The 11,796-nt window shown below is 43.8% G+C and carries 9 protein-coding genes; 6 read left to right on the forward strand and 3 right to left on the reverse strand.

Annotation, left to right across the window (positions count from 1 at the left end):
- The first annotated feature begins 19 nt into the window (after positions 1-19).
- Together A3K91_RS03740 and folD are read left to right on the forward strand one after the other, a co-directional pair.
- Positions 20-1,231: a DegT/DnrJ/EryC1/StrS family aminotransferase gene (locus A3K91_RS03740; protein WP_062844057.1), complete on the forward strand. Its 1,212-nt coding sequence runs from the start codon at positions 20-22 to the stop codon at positions 1,229-1,231.
- A 168-nt stretch (positions 1,232-1,399) separates the two neighbouring features.
- On the forward strand, positions 1,400-2,290 hold the full coding sequence (folD, locus tag A3K91_RS03745) for a bifunctional methylenetetrahydrofolate dehydrogenase/methenyltetrahydrofolate cyclohydrolase FolD (RefSeq protein ID WP_062844058.1): 891 nt from the start codon (positions 1,400-1,402) through the stop codon (positions 2,288-2,290).
- Between the two features lie 172 nt (positions 2,291-2,462).
- Here folD and A3K91_RS03750 read toward each other — a convergent pair whose 3' ends face one another.
- The 3 genes from A3K91_RS03750 to A3K91_RS03760 all read right to left on the reverse strand — a co-directional run bounded on the left by A3K91_RS03750 (position 2,463) and on the right by A3K91_RS03760 (position 6,027).
- The gene (locus A3K91_RS03750; RefSeq protein WP_062844059.1) at positions 2,463-4,136 is read right to left on the reverse strand and encodes an RCC1 domain-containing protein; all 1,674 of its coding nucleotides are present in this window, start codon (positions 4,134-4,136) and stop codon (positions 2,463-2,465) included.
- A gap of 228 nt (positions 4,137-4,364) precedes the next feature.
- Positions 4,365-5,579 carry a magnesium/cobalt transporter CorA gene (gene corA, locus A3K91_RS03755; RefSeq protein WP_062844060.1) on the reverse strand — a complete coding sequence of 405 codons (1,215 nt, stop codon included), beginning with the start codon at positions 5,577-5,579 and terminating at the stop codon, positions 4,365-4,367.
- A gap of 58 nt (positions 5,580-5,637) precedes the next feature.
- Positions 5,638-6,027, reverse strand: coding sequence for a DUF2237 family protein (locus A3K91_RS03760; RefSeq protein ID WP_062844061.1), 390 nt, complete (start codon positions 6,025-6,027; stop codon positions 5,638-5,640).
- A 487-nt stretch (positions 6,028-6,514) separates the two neighbouring features.
- On the opposite strand from A3K91_RS03760, the gene A3K91_RS03765 reads away from it, so the two are divergent.
- The 4 genes from A3K91_RS03765 to rlmN all read left to right on the forward strand — a co-directional run bounded on the left by A3K91_RS03765 (position 6,515) and on the right by rlmN (position 11,619).
- Positions 6,515-7,822 carry an ATP phosphoribosyltransferase regulatory subunit gene (locus tag A3K91_RS03765; protein WP_062844062.1) on the forward strand — a complete coding sequence of 436 codons (1,308 nt, stop codon included), beginning with the start codon at positions 6,515-6,517 and terminating at the stop codon, positions 7,820-7,822.
- Positions 7,823-8,006: 184 nt separating this feature from the next.
- Complete coding sequence (locus tag A3K91_RS03770) at positions 8,007-9,296, forward strand: adenylosuccinate synthase (protein WP_062844063.1); 1,290 nt, start codon at positions 8,007-8,009, stop codon at positions 9,294-9,296.
- A 334-nt stretch (positions 9,297-9,630) separates the two neighbouring features.
- Complete coding sequence (gene ndk / locus A3K91_RS03775; RefSeq protein WP_062844064.1) at positions 9,631-10,062, forward strand: nucleoside-diphosphate kinase; 432 nt, start codon at positions 9,631-9,633, stop codon at positions 10,060-10,062.
- A gap of 327 nt (positions 10,063-10,389) precedes the next feature.
- Positions 10,390-11,619, forward strand: coding sequence for a dual-specificity RNA methyltransferase RlmN (rlmN, locus tag A3K91_RS03780; protein WP_062844065.1), 1,230 nt, complete (start codon positions 10,390-10,392; stop codon positions 11,617-11,619).
- Positions 11,620-11,796 lie beyond the last annotated feature (177 nt).

Genomic DNA, 11,796 nt, shown 5'->3' on the forward strand with positions numbered 1-11,796 from the left:
TAAAACTACTGAGACATCTATGCTAAACACCCCGTTTTCACCTTGGCCCAGTTTTACTCAAATCGAGGCCGATGCTGTCAGCCAAGTATTATTATCCAATAAGGTCAACTATTGGACAGGGCAAGAGTGTCGTCAGTTTGAGGCCGAGTTTGCTGAATGGGCAGATAGCAGCTATGCGATTGCTATGGGTAATGGTACATTGGCATTGGATGTTGCCTTGCAAGCGTTAGATATTGGCGTGGGTGATGAAGTGATCGTGACGCCCCGCACCTTTATCGCTAGTATCTCGTCAGTGATTAATGCTGGCGCAACGCCTGTTTTTGCTGATGTTGATGAAGCAACGGGTAACATCACGCCTGAATCGATTGCTGCGGTATTGACGGAGAAAACCAAAGGTATCGTCTGTGTCCATTTGGCTGGCTGGCCTTGTGATATGGATGGCATCATGGCGCTGGCAGAGCAGCACAACTTATATGTCATTGAGGACTGTGCGCAGGCTCATGGGGCACTTTATAAAGGCCGTAGCGTTGGTAGTATTGGTCATATTGGTGCTTGGAGCTTTTGCCAAGACAAGATTATGACCACAGGCGGTGAGGGTGGCATGGTCACCACCAATGATGAGAAGCTATGGCGCAAGATGTGGGCGTACAAAGACCATGGCAAAAGCTACGCTGCTGTCTATGAAACTGAGCATCCACCTGGCTATCGCTGGCTACATGAGAGCTTTGGCACCAATTGGCGCATGACTGAGATGCAAGGCGTGATCGGCCGTATTCAGTTAGAGAGAATGAGCGATTGGACTGCCAAGCGTACTGCCAATGCGCATGCTATATTGGACGCATGTACTAAATGGGAAGCAAAAAAAGGCTATCTTTCAGTACCGAGGTTAGAGGTTTCTTCTCTATTTTCGGATTCTAAACATGCCTATTATAAACTCTACGTTTATGTACAGGCAGAGAACCTACCTGATGACTGGTCGCGCGACCGTATTATTCATGAAATGAATAAGCAAGGCGTGCCTTGTTTCTCAGGTTCAGCTTCTGAAGTTTATTTAGAAAAAGCATTCGATAATACAGGTTTGCGCCCGGAGCCTAGATTGTCAGTGGCAAAAAAATTGGGCGAGACCAGCTTGATGTTGTTAGTTCATCCTACGCTTACAGCGGCAGAGATAGAAAAAACAGTAAAAGCGATCGATCTTGTATTCACTAAAATACATCAATCAGAAGCCTAAGGTTTCAGCGGCTTCTGAGTATCAAGTTTTATCACACGCTAGGATTTTTTAGCGTACACAGGTACAATATTACTATCAGTCAAAGGTTGACGACACAAAAGGCAGGCACGCAAGTATTGGCGAGCGCTGTCTTTATTTTTTTATACCGCCCCCTCTATTGGAGTTCATATGTCTATCGAGTCTACTGCCCAAGAGTCAGCCATCGTTTTGGACGGCAAAGCACTTGCCAAACAAATAGAAGAGCAACTACGTACACGCGTAGATGCCATTAAGGATAAAACTGGACGTACACCGAGCTTGGCGACGGTTTTGGTCGGTGACGATCCAGCGTCTGCAACTTATGTCCGTATGAAAGGTAATGCCTGTAAACGAGTTGGTATGGATTCTATTCGGGTCGAGATGCCGAGCGAAACGACGACCGAACAGCTGATGGCAAAGATAGATGAGCTGAACAATAACCCTGATGTACATGGCATTTTGCTTCAGCATCCAGTGCCCGAGCATATTGACGAGCGTGCCTGCTTTGAGCAGATTGAATTAGCCAAAGATGTCGATGGCGTGACTTGTTTGGGCTTTGGTCGTATGGCGATGCAGCAGTCAGCGTATGGCTCATGCACGCCTCAGGGTATCATGCACCTATTGGCGCATTACGACATCGAGCTATCAGGCAAAGAAGCGGTTGTCGTTGGACGCAGTGCCATCTTGGGTAAGCCGATGGCAATGATGCTATTGAATGCCAATTGTACCGTTACTATCTGTCATTCAAGAACTGAAGACTTGGCCGCTCATATTAAGCGCGCAGATATTGTAGTTGGGGCAGTTGGCGTGCCAGAGTTGATTAAAGCAGAGTGGATCAAAACAGGGGCAGTCGTCATCGATGCAGGTTTCCACCCAACAGACAACGGCGGTGTCGGCGATATCGAAATGCAGGGTATGGAAAACATCGCCAGCGCTTATACCCCTGTACCAGGCGGTGTGGGTCCAATGACTATTAATACACTCATTCGCCAAACGGTTGATGCGGCTGAAAAATCAGGAGGTCTGAGCAACGATGAGTAGCCTAGCCAGTTATTAATAAGGCTAGTTTATTAATACGAAAAAAGGCTACGGTTGGTAGCCTTTTTTTGTGGAAGCTTAAATGTTATGGTTCGCTACTCGAATTGATATGGCAAGCATAGAACCTAAGGTCGTTTTTCTTAATTGGATTAGCGTAATAAAAATAGGCTGCCTGTCAGATTTGGCTCGGTAAATGTACGGGTGTGGGTGTGTTGTACATCCAAATATGAGTGGTGTCTTTATTACCCAATGCACCTTCAAAGCTCCAGCCCCAAGTCAAGAAAGAGCCGTTTTTGGAATTACTAATACCGTTTTGAGAGCTCGGTTTTTCATGAGCAATCAGATGCATGATACCCACGGCCATGGTGTCAATATTCTTTAAATGAAGCAGTTTATTGGTAGGCTCATCTAAATTGTTATAGACAGTTTTGCCAGTGCTATTAGTCTCACCAAATGCGCCCCAAGCGTAGACAACGCCATTGGCTTTTGAATCAGTACCCATCGATACATTGTCTAATAATGCATAGCTGGCATGACCATTGGCATAAATGCGGCGAACCTCTTTATTAGTAAACCAAGGCAGTTTGGTCGGTGTGACAATAATATCTGTCCACGCATCTTTGGTATCTTTGGATGCTTGGCCGTTATAGCCCAATTGACTGGTATCATTTAATCCCCAACCGTAAACGGATTCTGTATTAGTCAAGGCAAGGACGTGGTCGCGACCAGCAGCAAGCTGAATGACTTTTTCTTTATAGTGAGTCGCATTGGATTTGGTAGGATTGTTATCAAGAACCTGTATGCGTGTAGGTGTGGCATGAATATTGAGACAAGAGTTGGTTGCGGTACAGGTTTTGCCGTCTCCAAGATTGGCGTAAGCATCGCTGCCCCAACCCCAGACCTGACCTTTATCATCCAAGGCATAAGAACTATTGGCACTAGCGACCACTTGTACAATGTGCCCGACATCATTTGCGTTAGAAAAATCTACACGAATAGGGGTGCTGCTAGAAGCACTTGAGCCCGTACCCAGTTGTCCTTGAGTATTGGCACCAAACGACCAAACACTACCATCTTTGGTAAGTACCAAGTTGTGCTTATAACCTGCCGCTACCATGACTGCATCATCAATGCCTGCAATAGGACTGATATCGAGGCGGCAATCTTCGATTTCTCTGCAGTCATCGCGGCCTATCTTCCCGCGACCCAATTGACCGTACTTATCAGCACCCCAGCTATAAACCTGACCTTTTTGATCGATTGCCAGTGAATGGTTTTGATTATAATTGATAGAAATCAAATTTTTTGGCGCATGGTTTACGATCATGGGGGTGTCTGGATGACCCATCACATCGGTCGTTTTGGTCGTCAAACCAAGACCAATTTGACCATAATTGTTGCGTCCCCAAGCATAGAGTTGCCCATCGCGCAGCGCTCCAGTATGCGAGCCTCCTGCGGCGACCGTGTTACCAAGATACAGGGTTTTGGTTGAGCGCATCATATTGCCCGCATTGTCGGTGGCCTCTAACGTTAACTTGTTATTGCCTAAGGACAACAAAATTCGATCGTCAAAATACCCTTTAGCATCGACTGTTAATGTTTGCGCGGGGGCTTCATTCAGTGTGTAAGTCAAAGACTTTATACCACTGCTATCCTGTACTTGTCCTGAGACAAAAACGGCAGCCACGGCAGTATAGCCATCCACAAACCCACTATCAGTCGTTAGTAACGGCGGTGTCCTATCAATAACCGTTATGGCGGCAACAGTATCAGAGTCATGGCCACAAGCAGTCAAAAGCAAGGCTATGACCACCATTGCCATTGCCTGCATGAGAGAGGATGAACGCATAAGAACCTTAATAGAGGTAAAGCACTATCATGTCAAAAACTAGAGGGGCAAGTAAGGCAAAAGTAAGTCTGATGCCTAGTTTTTGACATGATAGGATGTGAGTGATAGCAAGCCATTAATAATAGCGATGAATCATATTATAAGTAAGAATCATTATCAATTAAAAAACAGCTTCTTTGACGAGACTGTTTTCTGTCAAAATGGTTATAACTTGTGTTTGAGCATAAGTTATAACCATTTTAATCGCTTAAAATTATAATACAGATAGCCACACAACGAACCGATAAAGATCATAATAACCAAATAGGAATACTTCCAGTGTAATTCAGGCATAAAGTCAAAGTTCATGCCATAAATACCAGCGATAGCCGTTGGTACCGCCAAGATACCTGCCCAAGCAGCAAGCTTACGTACCACCTCGTTTTGTCCCATATTGACCATGGCCATATAGGTATTCATCACCACGCTCAGCATCTCATTAAGACCGTTGATTGCATCTAAAGAGTGCAAAAGATGGTCATTGACATCGCGAAAATAAGGTTTGGCCGCCTGAGAAAAACCAGACACCAGCTCGCTTTTTTTATGATTGATAAAAAAGCTACAGATGTCTTGTACGGGCAAAATAATAGCGCGCATATGGACCAGTTGCGACTTCAACTCATAAAGGTTTTTTAACGTGCCTTTATCAAATTCGTAGGTAAATACATAGCGTTCTTGCTCCCGCAAATAGCGACCCAAGCGATCCGTGATCGGCATATAGTTATCCACGATAAAATCGAGAATAGCATGTAGCACAAAGATTGGCCCCATGCGCAGCTTTTCAGGACGACGGTGGCAATGCTCGCGGACAGGCGCGTAAGAGTTCGATGGACCGTTACGAATAGTAATCAGGTAATTTTTACCCATAAATATCGCTGTGGTGCCATAGCGAATAATGTTGTTTTCAAGCTTCGCCGTACGCAGCACGACAAACACCATGTCATTGTCATAGTTTTCAACTTTGGCGCGCTGATGGTCGGCGAAGGCATCCTCGATAGCCAGCTCATGCAACTCAAAAGCTTCTTTGACTTTGACCATGGTCTCTAAGCTTGGGTCATAAAGACCCAACCAAATAAATTGACCATTATTGCTCAAAGCACGACTGACATCAGTGAGCGCAACTTGATCCAGTTTTTGACCCGTTTTACGCGAATAAGAGTAGCAGTTAACGACTTCTCCAGAGCTAGATAAGTCAATATCTTCATAACGCTCTGAGTCTGGATCATAGACAGTCATCGTCTCGATCGTTTCCTCGTTTGTGGCATCTGCATCGCCATAGATATAACTGTCGTCATTATCCAAATAAAGATGTTTGTCATTCATATTTGCGTGAATACGAGTGACATTGGAGTTAGGTGCAATACGCGCTGTTTCTTTAATCAACGGATCGTTATTGTTTTCCATACACCCTCCCTTAATAAAGTAAAAGGTCTGTAATAATCAAAACTTATAATTTGAGCTACTAAAGTGCATAGCTTTTCAATGTTTCAATATCGACTAAACTTAACAAGCTTTCATGACAAGCTTCGAGCTTTATTTGCGGTGCAATATCGAAATCTAGCGCTTCAACCCAGCGTAGGGCGCAAATACACCAGTAATCTCCAGGCTTAAGACCAGCGAAGCCATATTCTGGCAAAGGTGTAATAAGATCATTGCCGCGACTGGCAGAAAAGTTTAAAAACTCACTGGTCATTTTGGCACACACCGTATGCTGACCGACATCATGGTTGCCAGTGTGACAAAAGCCGTTGCGATAGTAGCCAGTAAGCGGGTCAAAGCAGCAGCTGGCAAGCGCTGTCCCTAGTACATTGGTTTGGTTGTTGGCTGGGTTTGGGTGATAATCTGACGACATGAGGCTTCCGAGATAAAAATATGCGTTAGTGTAACATGAGTCTGGGTTGAAGGCGCTGTTCTAAACACTTTGATAGTGTTCTTTACACGCAAGATTAACCTTAATCAAACTCATCGATATGAGGCATTTCAATCATCTGGTCTGTAACATTGAAGAGAATCAATTAGATAGTGATTGTGGCGAATTGTCACTAGGCGAACCCAAACTGCTATGCTAAACTAAAGCGTAAAGTGCCTTGGCGGTTTATCAAGCTCTATTAGCTTATCGCTATTTATCGGTGTATAAAAATACTCGTCTTATCATTCTAAATTATACTTATTACTCACCCTTTTGCGGCTACCTAGTTTGTTTATAAATAATTGGGTCAATGATGTTGCGTGTTAAAAAATAAAAAGTACTACGCATTATTGCCATTATAAAGACAAATTTTTAGTACCGCATTAGCATCGCGTTTTTTGGTAAGCGCTACGCCAAACAAGGATTTATTGTGTCTGTCAGTTCTGATTCTGCGAAACTCACCCAGTCAAATACGACCAATCAAACGGTAACGCATCCTGCTACAAGTGATGCGATATCCAATCAAAACCGCTCTTTTAGCAACTTTGCCAATGACGTTGCCAATAGTTGGTTGTTGCCTGATGGGGTGGTGGACGTGTTGTTTGAAGATGCCCATAAGCAAGAAGTGCTTAGACACCGATTGACTCAGCAGCTCATTACACATGGCTATCAGCTGGTAAATCCGCCAATGATTGAGTTTACTGAGTCTTTGTTAAGTGACGCCTCAGAAGATTTGAAGCGCCAAACTTTTAAGATTATTGATCAGCTTACAGGTCGCTTGATGGGTGTACGCGCTGATATCACGCCGCAAATTTTGCGTATTGATGCGCATTGGGGCGGTACTGGTATTGCCAGATACTGTTATGCTGGTGATGTGATTCATACCTTGCCTTCTGGACTTTTTGGCTCGCGTACACCATTACAGCTTGGTGCTGAGATATTTGGCTGCGCGTCACTTGCTGCAGATATCGAGCTTGTCGATGTGTTATTCACTATGGTGAATACGCTGAATATGAGAGCTGCTCTACATATTGATTTGGGTCATGTAGCAATCTTTAAGCGCTTGGCCCAGCTGGCGCAATTGCAAGACGTTGATACCGAACAGTTGATGCATTTATATGCCAATAAGAATCTACCAGAGCTCAAAAAAGTCTGTCAGAACTTGCCAATGGGTGATGATTTTTACGTCTTAGCACGCTTTGGTCATGATATTGATAACCTATTGGCTAAGCTGTCTGCAACTGCTCAACAAGACAGCCAAATTGTAACGGCAATTGACGAGTTACAACGACTAAAGACCCATTTACAAGAACAGTGGCAATGCGCAGTGAGTATCGATGTGACAGAGTTGTCAGGCTATCATTATCACACGGGCATCATCTTCAATGGTTATATTAATAGTGAGACCCAGCCACTGGTTCGTGGTGGTCGCTTTGATGGTATGCAAAGTGGCAGTCAATTAGCAGGACATCAGCCACGTGACGCAACTGGTTTTAGTATGGATGTCAGTCGTTTACTGGCTCATACTCAGCTTAATACGCCAACCATCGTATTGGTGGATTATGAGGCATCACAGACCATTGACAATGAGCAAAAACAGCTACTATTGCAACAAGTTGAGAGTTTGCGTCAGCAAGGTTATCGCGTCACTGTGCCATTGAATGCAGAAGACCGTCCCACCAATGTGACGCATCAGCTTAATTTTGTGAATGATCAATGGCAACTACAGACCTTGTAAGCACAAAATAGGTAGGTGCTTAAGGTCTGGCTGAGTCATTGATTGACCAAATATACACCAAATATGATTCATTCATTTTGAAGTTATCATGAGTTTTTGACGTTATAAACGTTACTGTTATTAAAATTATCGTGGTTTTTAAACCATTATTGCACACCTCAATACATAAAGGTAAGGATTGATCATGGGTAAGAATGTCGTAGTTTTGGGTAGCCAATGGGGCGATGAAGGTAAGGGTAAAATCGTTGATTTACTTACCGAAAAAGCATCAGCAGTTGCTCGCTTTCAAGGCGGTCACAACGCAGGCCATACGTTGGTTGTCGATGGCAAAACCACTGTTCTACATCTAATCCCATCGGGCATTTTGCGTGAAGGCGTTACTTGTTTTATCGGTAATGGCGTGGTGTTAGCACCTGACGCATTATTGAAAGAAATGAAAGAGCTTGAAGACAACAATGTGCCAGTCCGTGAGCGTCTACGTATTTCACCTAATTGCCCACTTATCATGCCGTATCACGTCGCGCTTGACCAAGCACGTGAAGCCAAGCGTGGTACTGGCAAAATCGGTACCACAGGTCGCGGCATTGGGCCTGCATACGAAGACAAAGTGGCTCGTCGTGCTATTAAGCTTGCTGACTTGTTCCGTGAAGATTTGGAAGAAAAGCTACGTAACCTAATCGAATACCACAACTTCCAATTGACGCAGTATTACAAAGTTGACGCAATCGATTTTGATGAAACGTTTAAGCTTTGCCAAGAGTGGAAAGCTGAGATCACTGGCATGGTGACGGATGTTACTGAAGACTTGAATCAGTTACGTCTTGCTGGCAAAAACTTGATGTTCGAAGGTGCTCAGGGCACGTTACTAGATATCGATCATGGTACTTATCCGTTTGTTACCAGCTCAAGCGTAACTGCTGGTGGCGTATCAACGGGTACAGGTATTGGTCCATTGTATTTAGATTACGTACTTGGCATTACCAAAGCCTATACCACACGTGTTGGTAGTGGTCCGTTCCCAACCGAACTGTTCGACGATGTTGGCGCGCATTTGGCCAAAGTTGGTCATGAGTTTGGTGCAACGACTGGTCGTGCGCGTCGCTGTGGTTGGTTTGATGCCGAAGCACTACGCCGTGCCGTGGTACTAAATTCACTATCTGGCATCTGTTTAACCAAGCTTGACGTATTAGACGGTTTAGAAGAGTTGCTCATTGGTGTGGGTTACAACTTACCAGAAACTGAGTGTGCAGGCGCTCACGATGCAGAATTCTATGAGTCAGTTACACCAAAATATGAGACGCTGCAAGGCTGGAGTGAGTCGACCGTTGGCATCACTAACTATGATGACCTTCCAGAAAACGCCAAGACATATATCAAGCGTATTGAAGATTTGATTGGTTGTCCTGTTGATATTATCTCAACCGGTCCTGATCGTTCTGAGACAATCGTATTACGTGACCCGTACGACGCGTAACAATATTTGCGTTTAGATCAGTATCTATTGATTCCGAAAACCCCAGTGCTTGACACTGGGGTTTTCGTTTATGTGGAATATCATGACTTTATGAACAATCTGTATCTACCGAATTTACCGTTATGAAAGATACAATCATAAATTAACCCTATCATTTATAGCCTTAATCATTATAATAGGCAGCAATCCTAGATTGGCCAAGTTGGCGTTCATGTTTTTGATTGCCAAGCCTTAAGTCGATTGAATCGGCACATGCCAATATAGTGGCTACAGACAAAACAAAGCAGTAACTATTTCAGTTATTATTAAGTTTATTATTTATTAGGAGCTTTTCATGGCTAACGAACGTACTCTATCTATCATCAAGCCTGACGCGGTTGCTGGCAACCATATCGGCGCTATCTACAGCCGCTTTGAAGAAGCTGGTCTAAAAATCGTTGCAGCAAAAATGCTACAACTTGATGATGAAAAAGCAGGCGGTTTTTACGCAGAGCACGCAGAGCGTCCGTTTTACAATGATCTAAAATCGTTCATGATGTCAGGTCCAGTATTGGTATCAGTATTAGAAGGCGAAAACGCCATCGCTAAGCATCGTGAAATCATGGGTGCAACCAATCCTAAAGAAGCAGCTGAAGGCACTATCCGTGCCGACTTCGCTAGCAGCATCGATGAAAACGCTGTTCATGGTTCAGATTCAGCTGAATCAGCCAAACGTGAAATCAGCTACTTCTTCAACGATGACGAAGTATGTGCACGTACGCGTTAATAGCGGCAATTATTGATATGGACTATTGTTTGATTCAGTCCCTATTAATAATTAGTTTCGCAAAACGGCTTATATCTTATGGGTATAAGCCGTTTTAACGATTATAATAATGACTGGTTTCATTGAAATTAGTGCTTATCTCCCTCATTATTATATTTCACTAGCGTTATCAATCCCTTAGCAGTATAACTTTATTGAGTTTTTATCATCTAGGATGCGAATCAATAAAGCCTGCGCTGATAACGGATTGCTCATGCATCGCATACAGCAACGTTTATATTAATAATTGCATCGATCATTCACGCTCATGCAAAAAGGTTATCTATTATGTCAACTGTACAAACACCGACCCAGCATATTCCTGCGAAGCTTACAGATAGCATCAAATTGGTAGATGAGGCGCTGGCAAAAACCAATCTACTCGGCATGACCCAAGCGCAACTTGCTGATTACTTCAAGAGTATCGGCGAGAAGCCATTTCGTGCCACTCAGGTTATCAAGTGGATATACCAGCATGGCGTGACAGATTTTGAGCAAATGACCAATTTGAGCAAATCATTGCGTGACAAATTATCACTCAATGCGTGTGTCGTTCCACCTAAAGTGATTCACCGTCAGTACAGTGATGATGGCACGCGTAAGTGGGTGTTTGAAGTGACGGGCGGCTCGTTGGTTGAGACCGTATTGATTCCAGCAGATGATAGTAAGTTGAACGGCCGCAAGACATTGTGTATCTCCTCACAAGTGGGCTGTGCACTAGACTGTAGTTTTTGCAGTACGGGTAAACAAGGGTTTGAGCGTGACTTGAGTGCGGCTGAAATTATCGGTCAGCTTTGGGTTGCCAATGCCTCTTATATGACAGATGAAAATGACAGCTTAGAAAACGTTGACCACAGTTTATGGGAAAATAACGTGACCAATGTTGTAATGATGGGTATGGGTGAGCCACTATTGAACTACAAGCCAGTGGTTGGTTCAATGGAAATCATGCTGAGCGACCATGCTTATGGCTTGTCAAAACGCCGTGTGACGTTATCGACGTCAGGCGTCGTACCAAAAATGTATCAGTTGTCACAAGACATTGATGTGGCTTTAGCTATCTCATTACATGCACCTAATGATGAGTTGCGTAATGAATTGGTGCCTATTAATAAAAAATATCCGTTAGATGAGCTGATCGCTGCTGCAAAAAACTACGTCTATGACGTCAATCCGCGCCACAAAAAACATGTGACGATTGAGTATGTTATGCTGGATGGCGTCAATGATAGTAATGACCACGCACAGCAGCTGGTTGCCTTGTTGAACGGGTTGCCAAGCAAAATCAATCTGATTCCATTCAATCCTTTCCCGCACGCGCCGTATGACAAGTCAAGCAACAACCGTATTCATGCGTTTAGCAATATCTTGAGTGAAGCCGGTTTTGTTTGTACCATTCGCCAAACTCGTGGTGATGATATCGATGCCGCTTGTGGCCAATTGGTAGGGCAGGTCGCTGATCGTACTCGCCGCTCGGCGGCTTGGCAACAAAGTATTAAAGACCGTGAAAGTGTTTAAGACGTATTTATGTACTCCATAATCTAAAAGGGTACTTTGTGTACCCATAGCCACTGATAAATAACCGATATAGGATATTAGTTGTCTTCTATCTATCACAACGGTAATAAAAATGTATCAATAATGACAAGTAATGCAGAGTACAGCAATTAATCACAACTAAATTGTACTTATAGG

Source organism: Psychrobacter alimentarius, assembly GCF_001606025.1.
GTDB lineage: Bacteria > Pseudomonadota > Gammaproteobacteria > Pseudomonadales > Moraxellaceae > Psychrobacter > Psychrobacter alimentarius.

Coding starts and splice junctions, on each gene's coding strand:
- A3K91_RS03750 (WP_062844059.1), bottom strand. CDS start 4,136: ATGCGTTCATCCTCTCTCATGCAGGCAATGGCAATGGTGGTCATAGCC.
- A3K91_RS03770 (WP_062844063.1), top strand. CDS start 8,007: ATGGGTAAGAATGTCGTAGTTTTGGGTAGCCAATGGGGCGATGAAGGT.
- ndk (WP_062844064.1), top strand. CDS start 9,631: ATGGCTAACGAACGTACTCTATCTATCATCAAGCCTGACGCGGTTGCT.
- A3K91_RS03740 (WP_062844057.1), top strand. CDS start 20: ATGCTAAACACCCCGTTTTCACCTTGGCCCAGTTTTACTCAAATCGAG.
- A3K91_RS03760 (WP_062844061.1), bottom strand. CDS start 6,027: ATGTCGTCAGATTATCACCCAAACCCAGCCAACAACCAAACCAATGTA.
- folD (WP_062844058.1), top strand. CDS start 1,400: ATGTCTATCGAGTCTACTGCCCAAGAGTCAGCCATCGTTTTGGACGGC.
- corA (WP_062844060.1), bottom strand. CDS start 5,579: ATGGAAAACAATAACGATCCGTTGATTAAAGAAACAGCGCGTATTGCA.
- rlmN (WP_062844065.1), top strand. CDS start 10,390: ATGTCAACTGTACAAACACCGACCCAGCATATTCCTGCGAAGCTTACA.